General features: G+C 52.4%; 15 protein-coding genes. 9 read left to right on the top strand and 6 right to left on the bottom strand.

The window, feature by feature from the left end:
- Positions 1–1,355: 1,355 nt before the first annotated feature.
- Positions 1,356–2,819 carry a sulfatase gene (locus N2245_RS09240; protein ID WP_494536451.1) on the top strand — a complete coding sequence of 488 codons (1,464 nt, stop codon included), beginning with the start codon at positions 1,356–1,358 and terminating at the stop codon, positions 2,817–2,819.
- 41 nt (positions 2,820–2,860) lie between these two features.
- Here the strand turns inward: N2245_RS09240 and N2245_RS09235 are convergent, their stop codons facing one another.
- Entirely contained in the window at positions 2,861–4,912 is a 2,052-nt protein-coding gene (locus tag N2245_RS09235; RefSeq protein WP_494536450.1) for an ArnT family glycosyltransferase, read from the bottom strand.
- 70 nt (positions 4,913–4,982) lie between these two features.
- Between N2245_RS09235 and N2245_RS09230 the strand changes: the two genes are divergently transcribed.
- The 3 genes from N2245_RS09230 to N2245_RS09220 all read left to right on the top strand — a co-directional run bounded on the left by N2245_RS09230 (position 4,983) and on the right by N2245_RS09220 (position 7,778).
- Complete coding sequence (locus tag N2245_RS09230) at positions 4,983–5,636, top strand: response regulator transcription factor (RefSeq protein WP_494536449.1); 654 nt, start codon at positions 4,983–4,985, stop codon at positions 5,634–5,636.
- Between the two features lie 166 nt (positions 5,637–5,802).
- Positions 5,803–6,180 carry a DUF6220 domain-containing protein gene (locus tag N2245_RS09225; RefSeq protein ID WP_494536448.1) on the top strand — a complete coding sequence of 126 codons (378 nt, stop codon included), beginning with the start codon at positions 5,803–5,805 and terminating at the stop codon, positions 6,178–6,180.
- Positions 6,177–7,778 (top strand): multicopper oxidase domain-containing protein, encoded by a 1,602-nt coding sequence (locus N2245_RS09220; protein ID WP_494536447.1) that lies wholly within the window; start codon positions 6,177–6,179, stop codon positions 7,776–7,778. Before N2245_RS09225 ends, N2245_RS09220 begins: the two co-directional genes overlap by 4 nt.
- Before the next feature lie 45 nt (positions 7,779–7,823).
- Here the strand turns inward: N2245_RS09220 and N2245_RS09215 are convergent, their stop codons facing one another.
- The gene (locus tag N2245_RS09215; RefSeq protein WP_494536446.1) at positions 7,824–8,036 is read right to left on the bottom strand and encodes a hypothetical protein; all 213 of its coding nucleotides are present in this window, start codon (positions 8,034–8,036) and stop codon (positions 7,824–7,826) included.
- A 256-nt stretch (positions 8,037–8,292) separates the two neighbouring features.
- Here N2245_RS09215 and N2245_RS09210 point away from each other — a divergent pair, with 256 nt between their 5' ends.
- Together N2245_RS09210 and N2245_RS09205 are read left to right on the top strand one after the other, a co-directional pair.
- Positions 8,293–9,480 carry a S1C family serine protease gene (locus N2245_RS09210; protein WP_494536445.1) on the top strand — a complete coding sequence of 396 codons (1,188 nt, stop codon included), beginning with the start codon at positions 8,293–8,295 and terminating at the stop codon, positions 9,478–9,480.
- Positions 9,481–9,565: 85 nt separating this feature from the next.
- The gene (locus N2245_RS09205; RefSeq protein ID WP_494536444.1) at positions 9,566–10,240 is read left to right on the top strand and encodes a YceI family protein; all 675 of its coding nucleotides are present in this window, start codon (positions 9,566–9,568) and stop codon (positions 10,238–10,240) included.
- Positions 10,241–10,296: 56 nt separating this feature from the next.
- Here N2245_RS09205 and lon read toward each other — a convergent pair whose 3' ends face one another.
- The 4 genes from lon to N2245_RS09185 form a co-directional block, all read right to left on the bottom strand.
- The gene (gene lon / locus N2245_RS09200; protein ID WP_494536443.1) at positions 10,297–12,723 is read right to left on the bottom strand and encodes an endopeptidase La; all 2,427 of its coding nucleotides are present in this window, start codon (positions 12,721–12,723) and stop codon (positions 10,297–10,299) included.
- Positions 12,724–12,740: 17 nt separating this feature from the next.
- Entirely contained in the window at positions 12,741–13,163 is a 423-nt protein-coding gene (locus tag N2245_RS09195) for an Hsp20/alpha crystallin family protein (protein WP_494536442.1), read from the bottom strand.
- Between the two features lie 28 nt (positions 13,164–13,191).
- Complete coding sequence (locus N2245_RS09190; RefSeq protein ID WP_494536441.1) at positions 13,192–13,938, bottom strand: RNA polymerase sigma factor; 747 nt, start codon at positions 13,936–13,938, stop codon at positions 13,192–13,194.
- A 111-nt stretch (positions 13,939–14,049) separates the two neighbouring features.
- The gene (locus N2245_RS09185) at positions 14,050–14,535 is read right to left on the bottom strand and encodes an Hsp20/alpha crystallin family protein (protein WP_494536440.1); all 486 of its coding nucleotides are present in this window, start codon (positions 14,533–14,535) and stop codon (positions 14,050–14,052) included.
- Between the two features lie 131 nt (positions 14,536–14,666).
- Here N2245_RS09185 and N2245_RS09180 point away from each other — a divergent pair, with 131 nt between their 5' ends.
- From N2245_RS09180 to N2245_RS09170, 3 genes are all read left to right on the top strand, one after another.
- Positions 14,667–15,590, top strand: a complete 924-nt coding sequence (locus N2245_RS09180) for a ribonuclease Z (protein ID WP_494536439.1) — start codon at positions 14,667–14,669, stop codon at positions 15,588–15,590.
- An 83-nt stretch (positions 15,591–15,673) separates the two neighbouring features.
- Positions 15,674–16,738 (top strand): Gfo/Idh/MocA family protein, encoded by a 1,065-nt coding sequence (locus N2245_RS09175; RefSeq protein ID WP_494536438.1) that lies wholly within the window; start codon positions 15,674–15,676, stop codon positions 16,736–16,738.
- Positions 16,739–16,814: 76 nt separating this feature from the next.
- Positions 16,815–17,484, top strand: a 670-nt coding sequence (locus tag N2245_RS09170; RefSeq protein ID WP_494536437.1) for a sugar phosphate isomerase/epimerase family protein, incomplete at its 3' end; no start/stop codon positions are given.

The following is a 17,484-nucleotide window of genomic DNA, read 5'->3' as shown; positions in this document are numbered from 1 at the left end:
GGGGGAGGGGTGCCGCGGAGTTTGGGGTGGGGGTGAGGGGTAATTGCTCGAAGAGGCACAGCGCGATCACTTGTGGCAGGGGCTGCTTGCCATCGCTGTGCGCGAGCTCCGTCTCGGGAGGAGGCAAGCAACGGGTTGGGCAGTCTGGCTTGGGAGGAGGTGGTAGCCCTCACAGCTTGCTGTGGGGGGTAAGGGGGGTTAATATCTTGACGGTTATTTTGACGGTTAATATTTGACGGTTTCCCTGACACAGCTGTCAGGGTTTGAGTGTCAGTATTGTCAGGGTTTGAGTGTCAGTATTGTCAGGGTTTGGGAGTTGCAAACCCTGTCAGTGTTGTCAGGGTTTGAGGAGGCTTTACCCTGTCCTTCTGTCAGGGTTTGTGTGTATTCAAACCCTGAACGACCATTCAGGGTTTGAGCGCTGTAAACGCTGCATGCACGTTCAGGGGTTGCGCGAGCATATCGAGCTGGCTATTACTCATGGCCTTAGCAAGGCCTTGCCCCTTCCGGGGTGACCCATCTGCCAGCACGTAGCAGGCAACTTGGGGTGGGTCTACTAAGGGCTACAGGGATTTGTACATGAGAAGACCGGATATTTCGGGAATTTGTCCTTGGCAAAAATTTAGAACATATGCTAGACTATGGTCACGCCCGGGGTGTACGCCCCCACTCCTGGGTGTGATACAGGTTGCAAGGGTAAAGCCCAATCCTGCCTTGCTGCCTGTGGAAGGTGCTGCTCGTGGCCCAGAGGTGCCTTCCGCAAGGCGGGAATAGTAGCTTGGGCTCTGAGCGCTGACCTCGGGCCAATGGTGCTGGCTCCGTTGGCTAGGTCGGAGGTTTGGTTGTGCCTTTGGGGAAGGCTACCTGATACCAAACGGGGTATCTAAAATCAAACCCTAGGTAGAATGCGGAGTTAGCAAGTATCGTCCCCACACGCGTGGGGGTGAACCGACCTTGCTGCCCTTCGGGAAGAGAAGATACAGCATCGTCCCCACACGCGTGGGGGTGAACCGAGAGGCCATGATCGATGTCAACCGCATATACCATCGTCCCCACACGCGTGGGGGTGAACCGATGTCAAGGAAAAATATTGATGACAAATAATGAATCGTCCCCACACGCGTGGGGGTGAACCGTACAGGGGCTTAATCTGGTAGCCTTCATCCGCGTGCGGGCAATCCCCAAGGTCCCAATACAGGGTAGTAAATTCCTCTGGCCTCTGTGAATGTTGGTTGTTGTATCCCTTATAGCTACATGTCTAGGTGGGATAACTAGTCTTATCTTTGGGGCGTACATTGGCCATTATGTTAGGATGTAGGCACGTCGATCTGTGGAACCACTTGAAGGGGGTGCTTATGCGTTTGCTCTATGTGGATATAGATAGCCTGCGTCCTGACCATCTTGGCTGCTATGGCTACCACCGTAATACCAGCCCAAACATCGACTCAATAGCCCACAAGGCAGTGGTCTTCGAAAACTGCTACATCTCCGATGCTCCCTGCTTGCCTTCGCGCACTGCTCTATGGAGCGGCCGCTCTGGTTTTCATACCAGCGTAGTCAATCACGGTGGAGTTGCTTCCGAACCATTTCGTGAGGGCCCAAATCGTGGGCACCGAGACCTGTTCGACAGGACGGGCTGGATGGCTCTGCTGCGCAGCCTTGGCATGCGCACAGTCACTGTTAGCTCTTTCGGTGAGCGACACTCCGCATGGCACTGGTACGCCGGCTTTAACGAGATCTACAACCCCGGTAGGAGGGGGATGGATGTAGCAGATGACGTTACACCCATTGCTATCGACTGGCTCCGGCGCCATGCCCAAACCGATAACTGGTTCCTGCACGTCAACTACTGGGATCCTCACACTCCCTACCGTACACCGATCGAGTTCGGGAATCCCTTCGAGGGTGAGCCTCTGCCCTACTGGTTGACGGAGGAGGTTCGCCAGAAGTGCTGGGAGGGCTATGGCCCACATAGCGCGCAGGAGCCCTCGGGCTGGGGGCAAGAGGATTTTCATCTCAAGTACCCAAGAGTTCCCGCCCAGATCGACTCCATGGAAGCTGTCAGGATGTGGATAGACGGTTACGACGTAGGTGTCAGGTACGCAGACGAGCATGTGGGCAGGTTGCTGAGCGTGTTGGATGAACTCAGAGTTCTAGATGAAACGGTCATCATCATAGGTGCTGACCATGGCGAGAACCTGGGAGAGTTAAATGTCTGGGGCGATCATCAAACGGCCGATCAGTTCACCTGTAGGGTGCCGTTGATAGTTCGTTGGCCGGGGATTACTGACTCTATGCGCGTGGATAGAGCACTGCATTATCAGTACGATTGGGCAGCCACGCTTGTGGAGTTGTTGGGAGGGCAGGTACCGGATAACTGGGATGGCAAGTCTTTCGCTTATGCCTTCAAGTCTGGCGCGGAAGCTGGCCGTCCATATCTTGTGATAAGCCAGAACACGTGGTCCTGCCAGAGATCGGTCCGGTTTGATAACTATATCTGCCTGCGCACCTATCATGATGGGTACAAGCAGCTACAGCCTCTAATGTTGTTCGACCTATCCCAAGACCCTCACGAGGAACAGAATCTGTCGAATGAGATGCCTCAGCTGGTCGACCACGCAATGGGGATGTTGGAGCAGTGGTACAGCGAGATGGCCGCCACCAGCCTGCATGATGTCGACCCGATGATGACGGTGCTGCGGGAGGGTGGTCCCTACTACACCCGAGGAGAGCTACCTGCTTATATCGAGCGCCTGAGAGCAACAGGTCGTGCTCACCATGCGCAGGAATTGGCTGCCAGACACCAGGATGAGCTTTGATGTACAGGGGGTTATAGCTGATAGAAGCGGGATTGTCGAACTCACCTGCTGGGCTGGAGATTGGTTGAACTATAAGCCCATCTCCATATGTCTTGGTACTCGGCTTTGCCTTCCGGGGTGAATTTCTGAAGTGTCATGCCGTTAGGTAGTGCGAGCGCTATCGCCAGCTCGGCGTTGTCACCGACCGATTTGGCTGCGCATTCTCTCAGGCGTCCTAGCGTGGAGTTATCAAGGATAGTCGGTACCTCTGTCGCTTTGCCTAGCTTGAGCCCATTGCGCTTGAGGACCACATGTGTGAGCTGGATATTCCTGTGCTCCTCTGGGCTATACAATGTGACGGCACGGTAGTAAGATAGGTCAAAGAGTCCTGTCCGCAGCATAGATCTTACCAGCGCGTTGTTCCCAGGGTAGGAGTCGGCCCTCAGCGGGACGACTATGTACTTCGCATCCGTAGCTGACATCTGGCGTAGCACCGTCATGACCGAGATGTACCGGAAAGAGCAGTAGTATTGGCTGTCTAACCACGCCGGCGTGGTGAGCCTACTATAGCTGCGGTTTAGCAGCTTACCGATCTTCACGCGTCCTATTTGCAGTGGCATCCACCTGTAGTCTTTGGCCGTCAGGAAGGCGGTCAAGTTGAGCTGGTGCGAGGCCTTACGGTCGTGTGTGGCGATGATCAGCGACTCACCCTTAGGCACGTTATTAGATAGCCATCGATAGAGGGCCATTTCTGCCTGTAAGTTCGTCTCCCATATGTTATAGCCTTCCGGAGGGGATGTAAGAGCCTTGACTTGCGATGTGACAGTTGAGGTTAGCAGTACCACGAGCAATGTCAGGCTTAGGACCCCAGCTATCTTGGCTGTGAATTGGGTGCTGTCCCGCAGGAGGATGATCGATCTTCTTGCCAACGTGAATATCATTGCTGCGATCGCTATGTAGGCCAGAGCCTGATAGACCAACCACTGACGAGGCGCAAGTCTGATCACCATCAATAACAGTGCCAGCGGTGTCCATAGGAACACGTAGTGGGTGTAGACCACCCAGGACGGTTTCTTAGCGAATGACTGTCTGAGAGCGAACACATAGGCCACAGGTACCAGCATCCATAAATGGAACTCTGGACGTAGCACATTCCATAGATAGTCCCAGGTGCTGGTGCCATACACTTCCCCTCTAGCACCCCTGAGCAGCATCCAGCTGACTGCTAGTACCCAGACCCCATTGATGGCTACTGCTGCGCCCTGCCGGTAACCTAATAGGTAGTACCAAATAGCCTTCAGGCGTGATCCGTGCCGGCCCAACACACTCGCTGCCAAGATACCTGCCACCAGCAGAGGTGATATGTATACTATCCACTCCTGCAAGCGAAATCGTAAGATCGTCTCCTGCGTGCTGGAGAACAGGTATATCTCCCTCGTCTTCAGCCATACCCATATCCACCATGGGGCACAGGCGATCGCTGCGGCCGTGTAGTGCAGCGCAAGCCACCTGAAACCTCTGCACATCAACAGGCAGTAGATAATGCCCATAGGCAGGAGCACCATTGCTGTCTCCTTTGTCAGTACGGCCAGCGCAAGTAGTATTCCCGAGACTACCGGTTTCCAAGCCCTAGGTGAATCCACATCAGACAAGATTATGGCCAGCTGCAGCAGAACGAATGTCAGCAGCAGGCTGTCCACCGTGAATACATGCTCCAGATGCCCCTCAATACTGAAAAAGCTCCACAGGAGGGCCGCAACACACCCTGCCCAGTAGTCGCTCAGTCGCCTGGTGATCAGGAAGATGAGCAGTGGGTTAGCTAGCGAGAGCACCTTCATGCTCCAAGCTATCGACACAGGATCGTTGCCCAGGATCATGCTCAGCGTGCCCACCACCAGCGGCAGCACGGGACCGCGCAGTGGCATTGGCAGTTGATCGAAGACGGTGTATCCTCTACCTGATAATAGGTTGAACCCCTGCAGCAGATACCATGCACTATCTGGCCGAATTATCATGTACTTGCTGAACCAGTAAAGAGGTAGGATCGATACCCCCAGGATTATGGCTAATGGTAAAGTTCTATAGCCCAGCTTTTTCAACAACGTGTTCGGCATAAATGTCAACTGCCTTTATAATAAGGATAACTTTTCCGGTCTCATAAATTTACTCTTTATAAGGAGTGTTATGACTTCAAACGGCATAGGTACTTTAGATCTGGCTCTGCTTATAACTTATATCATCCTTACAGGGCTAGTCTCCGTCACTCTAGCACCCCTTTCCAGCTTCTGGTGGATCTTCCCCATATGTGCCACGGCGCTGCTGCTAGCAATTTTATGGGGTGTCAGAGGGAGATCAACAGGCAAAGACTCTGTTACCGTGTCCAGGATAGTCAGGGTTCTTCATAGGAGTAGCACTATTACTCCCGCTCAGCTTGCCTCACCTACTGGTATGTCGCTTGAAGATTCCCGCTCCGTGCTGGAGTCCATGGTGAGGGAGGGATTGCTTGCTCGTTCTGAAACCGACTCTGACCTCTACCTGAAGGCTTATTATCCAGCTACTGAGGTGCTGGATGATACCTTCAAACCCCAGTATCAGACAGAGATCCCAACTACCGCAGGCCAGGCTCAAGGTCAGGATCTGCTGGAACCACTCAGCGAACGCGAGCTTGAGATCCTTTCCCTTATGGCCTCTGGGCATACCAACAGCGAGATAGCGAGGGAACTGTACGTTGCAGTTGGTACTGTCAAAAGCCATGTAAATAACATCTACAGAAAGCTGCGTGCTAAGAATAGGGTAGAAGCTCTCTCCCGGGCTCGAGAGCTCGGACTCATCAGATGAATCTCCATCAATCCGGAATTCAACTCCTCTAAACCACTGAAATCTATCCTTTGGTGGATTATTTGCCAACTGGTTCATTCGCTAGCATGTCAACGGAAGCTGCCTGGTTCGTTAGGTCTGCTTTCCTCGAACTAATCTCGTAGTAAATGGGAGGCAAGCTGCGAATATGTCACGTGTAAGTATGGTGCTATATAGTTTATTGACTTCACTGTTTGCTTTGTTTGTCCTATTACAAGTATTCATTGCAGGACTTTCAGTCTTTTATAACCCTGTATATTGGACCTGGCACGCTACTCTGGTACATGTGTTTGAGTGGGTGCCATTATTGATGCTCATTATTTCCATTATTGGTCGCATGCCGATGTGGGCAAGAGTGTCCTCTATAGGCCTGCTCTTATTGCTGATAGGACAGTATATAACTGCCAATATGAATGCCCTACCTCTCATCTCAGCACTACATCCTGTAAACGCCTTACTGATTTTCCTGATAACTGCATTGACTACCTACTCTTCTTGGCGCGAAATCCTTGGGAGGGCTCGATGAGCGGCGCGAAGCTCTCACGCAGGCGGTTCATGAAGATGGGGGCCATCGGGGCTGGGGGGCTGCTTCTGGCCTGTTGTGGAACCTGTTGTGGTGTAGGCAGGCTTGCTGACAGATTCTTCGATGTCGGCCTGACAGGCACCCGCTTACAGAGCCGCATCCCTCTTCCCAGGGAGTTTGAAAATCCTCTGCCGGTACCTCCTGTCCTGAAGCCAGTTAGGCGAGATTCAGGCACAGATTACTACCGAATAGTCCAGATGCCCGCTAGGGTAGAGATATTGCCTGGCTTGCGGACGGAGATATGGGGATACAACGGTATGTTTCCGGGCCCGACCATCAAGGCTACTAGTGGCAGAAGAGTAGTAGTTACGCATCAAAATCTTCTGCCCGTACCCACTGTGGTGCACCTTCATGGAGGGAAGACGCCACCAGAGCATGACGGCTATCCGACGGACTTAGTTCTCCCCTCAGGCCAATCACACACGCATGAGCTTGAGGGACATAGCCTCAGGGTCATAGGGCACGGCGAATACTCTTACGAGTATCCCAATCGGCAGCCGGCTGCCACCCTCTGGTATCACGATCACCGAATGGATTTCACCGGCCCCCAGGTTTACAGGGGACTGGCGGGCTTCTACCTGATTGCTGATGACCAGGAGAGATCGCTGCCTTTGCCATCTGAGGACAGGGATATTCCGCTTATGATCTGTGATGGGTCTTTTGACGAAGATGGGTCTCTTATGTACCCATCCCTTGACCCATCCCTGATGGGGCAGCCTGGAGTCGTCAACGAATACATGGATGGCGTGCTGGGAGATGTTATCCTGGTAAACGGAGTCCCTTGGCCTTATATGAATGTATCTCGCGTGCGCTATCGGTTCCGCATACTGAACGCCTCTAATGCCCGAAGATACAGGCTTGTGCTCGATCCATTACCTGCCGAAGGTTATTCTTTCACCCAGATAGGTAGTGATGTGGGGCTCCTGGAGTCGCCTGTAAGATTACCCAAGTTGGAGATAGCGCCGGCTGAGAGGTACGATCTGATAGTCGACTTCTCGGGATACAAAGCAGGAGACGTGATAACCCTGAGAAATGAGCTGGGCAATGGCAAGACCGCTTTGGTAATGCAATTTAGAGTTTCGGGAAACGCGGATGAATACAGTCAAATCCCATCGCAACTCTCTAAGGTCGAAAGGCTGACGGCTTCAGATGCCCTGGTCAGAGGGAGATTCGTCTTTGCACGTGGTGTGGCCCGCAACAGCAGTCATGCCCCTATGGCTATGTGGACCATTAATGGACAGCCATTTAATCCCACGAGGATAGATGCAGATGTAGAGCTTGGTGCCATAGAGGTATGGCGCATCACCTCTAATGTCCACCACCCAGTGCATCTGCATCTGGCTCACTTTCAGGTGCTAAGTCGCAACGGTGGTCCGCCCAGCCCTTACGATGCAGGCTGGAAGGACACAGTAGACATGGGGCAGGGAGATACTGTTGAGATCCTTGCGAGTTTCGATGGTTACAAGGGTAAGTACGTCTTCCACTGCCACAACCTTGAGCACGAGGATATGGCCATGATGGGGAATATCCGAGTCAGTTAGTGCGCGGGTATGGAAGGGGTGGGGGCCTATCGCCCCCACCAAAGCCTAGGAGAAGCTGGATAGAGGCTCGTTCGGAGCTAGAGCCTGGGCATTGACCTGCAAGTTTTCCTCCTCGTAAGAGGAGCGCACAAACTCCACTCTGTAGCTCCTGGACTCGAGAGCAGTTATGGACTGTACCATCCAGCCTTCGATGGTCAACCTGTTTATCCCTCTGTCCATCTCGTTACGATTAGAGTACATTACGATTCTCTTCTGCATATTGACTCCTTTCTGTAATACCTTCCTGAAACCTTATCTACTCCCCATTGTCCGCACACAACCTAAAGCACAAATATGAATAAAGTAAGAGGATGACAAGAAATTTTTCTAGCAATTAGCAGGCCAAGATCCTGAAGTTTTCCTTCTTACTAGGCGCTATTTCTTACGTTTTTCTTATCCATCTATTAGGGTCGTCTGATTTGCTTTGGATACATTTGAACTAGACAATCAGGAACACATAGTGGAGGCTAGAATTATGAAAGGCGGCATCAGGGGATTGCTTTTGGCGCTAATTATGGTGCCCTTACTGGCAGCGTGCCAATTCGCACCTGCAACTACTGGTAGTACCACCGTTACACCTACGGCGACGTCCGTGGCCTCAACCAATACAACCAGTTCAAGCAACAGCAATACCGGTAGTCAACTCTATAGCCTGACCAGCGCTACACTCAATGTGCCTCAACTGGTGCAGGAAGTGAAGGACGGTGTCGTTGAGATCATCGCCCAGCAGACATCCGACGGCAATTATATAAGAGGCATCTCTCAAGGATATGCGACCGGATCTGGTTTCATTATAGATACCCAAGGACACATACTAACTAACAACCACGTTGTGGATGGCGCTGACAAGATAACCGTCGTACTGCCGGACAACAGGATACTCTCAGCCAAGCTGGTAGGGGCTGACCCCACCACAGACCTAGCAGTGCTGAAAGTTGAGGCTTCCAATCTCAAGCCTCTGCGGCTGGGAGATTCCTCCAAGCTGCAAGTGGGTGAGCCTGTAGTAGCTATAGGTAACGCTTTGGGGCTGCCTGGAGGCCCCACAGTCACTACTGGTGTGGTTTCGGCTCTCAATAGGTCGGAGGAGGAGCCTATATCCGAGCAGCCAGGCTACTATCCAGGGATCACCCAGACGGGCAACAGTCTGTTCGGGCTCATACAGACCGATGCGGCTGTGAACCCTGGCAACAGCGGTGGCCCTCTGCTCAACATGCAGGGCGAGGTAGTGGGTATAAACACCCTTGGACAGCGCAGCACCGAATCAGGAGTAACTGTTGAGGGTATTAACTTCGCCATCCCCATAAACACCGCTAAGAGGGTGGCCGATGAGATCATACGCAATGGTAAGGTTGTCTACCCTTACATAGGCATAAGAACGCAGTTCCTATATCCTGAGGTTTCCGTTATAGAGAACCTGCCCCATGTTCTCGGTCAATACGTCGCGAGCGTCGAGCCTGGTACCCCAGCCGAGAAGGCTGGTCTGCGCAGAGGAGATATAATAATTGCCATAGATGGCCAGAGGATCACCAACGAGAGCATGTTTGTGGAACTCTTGAGAGAGCACAAACCTGGAGATAAGATAACGCTCACCATCAGGAGGGATGGCCAGACGATTACCAAAGAGGTAACGCTCACTGAGCGACCATCCAGCTTGTCAGGCTAGTAATCCTGAGCTATCAGTGGGGGTGGTGGTTTCAGCACCACCACCCTTTTTACATATAGGCAAAAATGATTTGCAGGGGGTATGGATGAAGAAGCTAGCTGCCTTGTTGTCAGTTGTCGTACTGCTAATAATAGCAGTCGTAGCTTACAGTTACCTTAAGCCTACAGCGGCACCGAGCGGTCCTCTGACTGCGGATCCTGTGTCTACCCCTTCCGGGGATACCAATGCCCGTATCTTCACCATCAGTCAGGAAGGCTCTCAGGCCAAGTTCATCATCGATGAGGTTTTGAACGGTTCTCCCAAAACGGTGATTGGGACCACTAATCAAGTAGCAGGGCAGATCTCCGTAGATCCGAACGACGTATCATCCACTCGTGTGGGTACCATACGGATAAATGCTCGTACTTTCCGGACTGATAGCTCCCAGAGAGATCGAGCTATCCAGAACAGAATCCTAGAGACCGACAGCTACGAGTTTATAACTTTTACTCCCAAAGAAATCACCGGCCTACCAAGCGATCCTGCCATCGGTAGTACCTACAACCTCAAGATCACTGGAGATCTGAAGATCAAAGACGTATCTAGGGAAGTGACTTTCGATGTTACCGTCAAGCCTGAGAGCCAGAACAGGATAACGGGTAATGCAGCTGCCACTATCAAGTATGCCGACTGGGGGATAAGTATTCCTCAGGTGCCGTTTGTGGCCAATGTGTCGGATGAGGTCCGCCTGGAGCTGGATTTTTTGGCAGTATCTTCATAACATTGGCCCTTCGGGTACAGGTTGCCTGCTTAGGCATACCTGTACCCTATCATGTATCAGGTTTCCTCGAGCACCGGCAGCTCGGTTAATGCGACCTGCATAGCGTCCTCGATGTTATCTACTAGCACGAATCGCATCTGATCCCTCAGCTCTTGGGGTATATCCTCCAGATCCTGTTCGTTTTCTTTGGGTAGGATCACCGTCTTGATGCCTGCTCGGTGGGCAGCAAGCACTTTCTCTTTTATGCCACCCACGGGAAGAACCTTGCCTCTCAGCGTGATCTCGCCAGTCATGGCAACGTCGCTGCGTACCAGCCTGCTTGAGCCCAGGGAGGCCAGAGCAGCCACTATAGCCAGCCCTGCAGATGGACCGTCCTTGGGTATAGCCCCAGCTGGAACATGTATGTGTACAGTCTTGCCTGTGAAGGCGTCTGGGTTCACTCCCAAAGGGTCAGCCTCTGACCGGACGTAGGATAGAGCTATCTGTGCCGATTCCCTCATTACCTCCCCTAGCATACCTGTGAGTATCACTCGTGGGTGGGGATCTGGCATCATAGTGGCTTCGATGAACAGAATCTCCCCACCTGTAGGTGTCCACGCCAGTCCGGTGGCTACGCCAGGTCGCGTTATCCTCTCGGCAGTGCTGTGGAAGTGTCTAGGATGCCCCAGATATTCCTGCAGATTGTCTGGGGTCATCTCGATGGATTGGGCTACACCGTCTGCTATTGCCCTGGCCACCTTGCGGCAGATCGTCGCTATCTGCCTGTCGAGGTTTCTGACTCCTGCCTCCTGTGTATATTCTCTGATGATCTTTCTGATGGATTCCTCGGTGAACCTTAGCTCGCTGTCCTGGATGCCATGAGCTCGCATCTGCTTAGGTATGAGATACCTCTGTGCAATGAAAAGTTTCTCCTGCTCGGTGTAACCTGATATCTGTATGACTTCCATTCGGTCCAGCAGGGGAGCAGGGATGGTATCTAGAGTGTTTGCCGTAGCTATGAACAGCACCTGCGAGAGATCAAATGGAACTCCCAGGTAGTTATCAACAAAGCTGTGGTTCTGTGCAGGGTCGAGGACCTCCAATAGTGCGGCTGCAGGATCTCCCTGAAAACCCACCGTTATCTTGTCTATCTCGTCCAGCATAAATACTGGGTCTTTGGTGCCCACTCTCCTCATGCCCTGGATGATCCTGCCCGGCATGGCTCCTATATAGGTCCTGCGGTGCCCCCTGATCTCGGCTTCGTCTCTTATACCTCCCAGGCTCATGCGGATGAACTTTCTCCCCAGCGCCCTGGCTATGCTCTGCCCCAGACTGGTCTTACCGACACCTGGAGGTCCAACAAAGCACAGGATTGGTTCTCTCAGCGTGTCACCAGATCCTGAAAGTGTTATGTTCTGCTCGCCTGTATCTTCTTGACCGGGGGGAGTGCCTATCCTCTGCTCTCTAAGCTTGCGGACGGCTAGGTGCTCTATTATCCTGTCCTTTACCTTTTCCAGGTCATAATGGTCCTCATCCAGGATCTCCCTGGCTCTCTGTGTGTCTATCGTTCCACCGGAGAGATTATTCCATGGCAGGTCCGCCAACCATTCCAGATATGTCCGGATAATGGCGTACTCTGGTGAAGCCATGGGGATGGTCGACAGCCTGTTCAGCTCCCGTTCGGCTTCTTTCCTAGCTTCCTCAGGTAGTCCTGCCTCTTCGATCCTGCGTCTGAGCTCGTTGACCTCGGACTGTTCAGGTCCTTCCCCCAGCTGGGACTGGATAGTACGTAACTGTTCTCTCAGGTAAGCTTCCCTCTGGGCCTGAGTAAGCCTCTCCTGCGTCTCACTCTGGATGCGTTGGCTTATCTCCCTTATCGACAGCTCCTTCTGGAGGATCTCGACCAGCCTTCTTAACTTGACTTCTAGAGGCTCCAGCTCAAGCAGTTCCTGCCTCGTACCGACGTCAAGCTGGATAGCTCCCGCGATGAAATAGAAGGTTTGGACCGGATCCCGGATACTGTCAAGAGTAGGTAGCATCTCATTTGGCAGGTCAGGTGAGATCTCCACTATCCTGCGGAACAAGTCGACAGCCACCCGCCGGAGGGCTTCTTCCTCCACGTTGTTCTCGGTCTGATCTGGAGCAGGCTCTATTCTGGCTACCAGGTAGGGCTGGGTGGATATAAAATCGAGAATCCTCACCCTCTGCACACCCTGCACTACGATTCTCAGCGTGCCGTCGGGCGCCCTAACTAGGTGATGTATGGTCGCTACTGTGCCGATTCTGTAGATATCATCCGGTCCTGCCTGCTCGATGTTCCTGCTTCGCTGGGCCACTAGCACGATCAGCCTTCGGCTCCTCATGGAGTCGTCCACTAGCCGTATGGACCTTTCTTGCCCTACAACTATCGGCAGCACCGCAAAGGGGTATATCACTGAATCCCTTAGAGGCAGCACAGGCAACAGTGTGGGTATGTTGGCCTCCAGCTGCTCCTGGTTGTTCATATTGGCCTCCATGGTAGTTAGCTTCTGCTGTTTTCGACTATTTTGGGCAGCGTGATGCGAAGTATACCGTTATCGTAGTTTGCCTCAACACCTTCAGGATCTATATTCGTGGCTATCGCTATCTCTAGTCGGAACGGGCCGTGTCGGATCTCAGCATGTCTGTACACTCCGTCCTCTCCGCAGATGTTTATGCTCCTCTCACCCTCTATAACCAGCGCATTCTCGTACAAAGTGACGTCTATGTCCTCGGCCTTCATACCTGCAAGCTCGACGATGATGCTTATATGCCTTGGTGTCTCGCATATATCCGTCATAGGCCTCCATACTGTGGAGCCCAGTCGGAACATGGGCTGCCGGATGCCCAGCAACCCGCTCATGACGTTCAGATCATCAAAAGGAGCACTGATTGTGTATTGATAGCGCAGGTATCTGTAGCGCATAGGGTTTCCTCTCTCCACTATCCGGACTTCAGGCGTTAGATATATCCTTTGTAGCAGATTCTAGCTTCTGTTGGATCTTCCTGCTCTGCTCATCTTCCAGATGCATGCTCTCCACCTTGGAGAATATATCCTCAGATGGTGCAGACCCTTCCAGCTCCTCATACTCTTCGGTTAGCATCTCTTTGAGGTAATTCCTGGCCAGCTCTATCCTGTAGCGTATGTCCTCTGGCCTCTGCCCCTCGATGCGGGCTATCTCCTCTATGTTCATACCATCCACAATGTGCATCAGGAATGGCTCCCTCCAGGATTCAGGCAAGTGTCCGAGCATGCCGGCCAGTGCTGACTGGAACTCCCGCCTCTCTATTATCTCGTCAGGAATCGGAGCTGTTGGGTCAGGGAGTACGTCCATCAGCCTTATAGGTCGTTCCATTAGGTAGTCGGAGTCGTAGTTGCCTCCTATCGGTTGTTCGAGAGAAATCTCCCTGCGCTTCTGCCGAGCCTCCCTTACCAGATTGTTCAGTACTCTTCTTACAAACCTTCTAAGCCATGGGTACAGTGGACTGTCTGGAGGTAACTCTCGGTACCTGCGCAGTGCATCCACAAGGGCCTGGTCTACAACCTCTATTGGATGCACAAACCCTGGGGCTAGCTCGCCTGTCGATTCGTAATATCTGATGCGCCTGCGAGCATAGTTTACCAATGGCTTCAGGTACTTTATAGCTTCTCTAGGGAAGTCCTCAGGTTCCCTTATACTAGCTTCAACTCTAGCCGTCACTGACATCTCCCGAGATATTATGATTTTGTACGTAATAAAGTGTATTAGTTTTGCTTATACAAAACCAGGGGAACCTGAGGCCGTGCCAGCAGCACAGCCTCAGGACTAAATTTATTGGGTAGTGGACTGAGGTTCTATGGATGGCTGAGAAGCCTGTGCCCCTGTCGTGATCTGTATTCTCCTTGGCTTAGACTCTTCCGCCTTCGGCAGGGTGAGCACCAGTTCTCCGTTCTCGTATTTGGCGCTGGCCTGGTCGCCACTTATCCTGGTCGGTAGGGTGAACGTACGCATCACCTTTCCAAGCCTGCGCTCTCTCACCAGGTAACTACCTTCCCTCTTCTCGCCCTCCTCCCTGTGCTCGGCACTGATCGTGAGCGTATCACCAGTTATGGATACATTAATCTCCTCGGGTTTGTATCCTGGCAGTGATGCCCTCAGCACAAAGTTGTCATCTGTTTCTTCGATATCCACCGGGAAGGAAGATTCCCTTGTGCCCAGTAGCATTGAGGGACTCACGAAGCTTTCCTCCAACAAACGGTTGACCGCGTCCCTAAGGCTCATCATCTCCCTGAATGGGTCCCATCTCTGTATCGACATCTTCTTACCTCCTGTAGAGATATTCTTCTCGATGTGAGCGTGAGCATTGTGCGTGCCAAGGTTGCAGACTATAGGGTATAGTGTGTGATTGAATTGCCAATAATGAGCATTTGAGGATTTCAGCTGATCTTATGCTTGATGTTACTCTCTTAGGGACAAGTGGAACATTACCACTGCCGGGCAGGTATCTTTCATCAGCCTTGATAAGGATCGGCGGCAAACTCTTTCTTATAGACTGCGGGGAGGGCACTCAGGTAGCTCTTAGAGCTAAGGGTTGGGGCATCAGGAGAATAGACTCTATCCTGCTCACACACTCGCATGCCGACCACGTGCTGGGCTTGCCAGGCTTGCTACTGACTCTGGCTTTCAGTCAGAGGGGAGCTGAGGAACCTCTCCGCATCTTTGGCCCGCCATCGGTGTTACCTGTGCTGGAGTCCATCAGGGTCTTTGCTCCAAGGTTGCCCTATCCCGTCTATTTTGTTCCCCTTGATGTCGGGGATGAGGTGGATGTAATGGATAACCTGAAGCTGTTTGCTGGTCCTACGGAGCACGATGTACCTTGTCTTTCCTATTCTCTGTACGCGCCCAGAAGCCCCAAATTCGATGTAGAAAAAGCTAATTCCCTGGGGGTTCCCCGAGATCTGTGGGGACGTCTCCAGCGGGGTGAGAGCGTCGTGGTAGGCGAAAGAGCGATCAAACCTCAAGACGTCCTAGGCCCGCCAAGAAAAGGCCTGAAGCTAGTGTTTATAACTGATACCAGGTTCACCGAGGATCTTGTGTCCTTTGCTTCTAAGATCCAACCTCCTGACTTGCTCATATCTGAGGGCATGTATGGAGATGAGAGTATGCGTCCCAAGGACTGGGATGTGCCCCACATGACCTTTACCGAGGCTGCAAAAGTGGCCTCAGCTTCCGGTGCAAAGCTGCTGTGGTTAACCCATTACAGTCCTATGATGGCCGATCCGTCCAAGTATATAGAGAACGCTCGCAAGGTGTTTCCCAGCACTATCGCTGGTTACGATGGTCTAGAGATATCTCTAAGTTACGAGGACTAAACCGTTATAAATAGTCCGGAATCTGTGGCAGAATGTGAGGGGCGGGATCGCCTGCTGAATAACCTTGAAAGGATTTTGAAGATATGGCTGTGCGCATCGGTTTCATAGGAACGGGAGGGATAGCTACAAGTCACCTGCTTAACCTAGCCTCTATACATGAGGCGGAAGTTGTCGCTCTATGTGATATAGCTCCCAACAGGGTGGAAGAGGCCAGGGAATACGTAAACAAGAACATCCTGACCAGATCGGAAGCCGAGGGCGTGGAGCCCAGGCTGATCGAAGCCGCTACGTACACTGACTACAGACAAATGATGAGAAATGAGCGGCTAGACGCGGTCTATATCTGCCTGCCTCCGTTTGCACATGGCGATCCAGAACATGCTGCGTTGGATGCGAACCTGCACATGCTCGTAGAGAAGCCTGTAGCACTGGATCTGCGAGTGGCCAATGACATATTGCGCAGGGTAAACGAGCAGGGAGTTATAGCTACCGCGGGCTATCAATTGAGGTATATGGGCTTTATAGATAAAGCCATTGAGCTCTTGAAGCATACGGTTATTGGGCAGGCTATAGTCCTACGTTTTACCAGGACTCCTGGCACCAGCTGGTATCACCGACAGGATAGATCCGGTGGCATGATGATAGAGATGGCTACTCATCAGGTGGATCTTCTCAGGTTCCTGGTGGGGGAGATACGTAAGGTCTATGCAGCCGCTGCCACACGGATAAACAACTTGGACAATCCGGAGTACGATATATTTGATGTTAACTCTTCGACCTTCACGTTCGACAACGGAGCCGTATGCAGCTTCGCTATCAACTTCCTCACCGGCCCTTCTGGATTACCAGATCTAAGGGGTGTTCACATCTTCTGCAAGGACTACATACTTTCGATGGATATCTCACTCAAGGTCCGGCGAGGAGATGATGTCGAGGAGTTCGGTCTGGAACATGACCCGATGCTGGAGGAGGATAAAGCCTTTATAGAGGCGGTGAGGACCTCTAATCCAGAGATCCTCAGGTCTGATTACCTCAGCGCGGTGCGCACACTGGCTGTAACCATAGCCAATGATAGGTCTGCAAGATCTGGTATGCCTGTAGATGTCAACGACTTGTTGCGGACGGAGGCCCCGCAGGCTGCCTGGTAAAATCTTCGAGAGGAGAAAGAAGGTGCTTATAGGAGCTCGTCAGGATTGCGTACTAGGTGATACTCTGGAAGATCGCATGAAGATACTAAAGGCCCTGGGATACGACTTCGTTGAGCTGGCGCTCACTCGTTCGGAGATAGCAGGGCTGGATGCTCATTCCGCCGACTACTACAAGAACGTCGTGGAGAGTACTGGCTTACCTATACTCTCCACCAGCATGGGACATTTTGGGCATTTCGCATCCCTCAACGATGAGGAGAGGACAGAGATAATATCGCACGTGGACAAGCTTATCACCTTCACTCATGACATAGGTGCCGATGCTATACTGCTGGCCACGCAGGAAGAGAGCCTGAAAGTGAGCGAGTACCTAAGTATCTACAGGCAGCATATTTTACCGCTGGCGGACAAGGCTTTAGATCTGGGAATAACCTTGGCCCTAGAGCATGTCAACTGGTACAAGCCATGGGCTCTAGCTGAGCTAGTGAGGGGACTCAATCATCCAGCGGTTGGCATCTACTTTGACATGGGCAACTGCCTATACGTGGGCGAGAACCCAAAGGAACAGGCCAAAATATGCGCTCCCTACACAGCGCAACTGCACATCAAGGGGGGGCCTGTGGCGCCGTTAGCTGCCATGCCGCTGGAGGAGATCAAGAGCATACTTGAGGCTGGAGGTTTCCATGGGAGGGGTTGTTTGGAGATCATGCCTGTGGAGGGCAACAGGCACCTATCCGAGGCGATGG

It is taken from the genome of Thermobaculum sp. T2p (assembly GCF_059335935.1).
The sequence above is the reverse complement of the archived record's forward strand: the minus strand, read 5'-3'. Positions and strand labels throughout refer to the sequence as shown.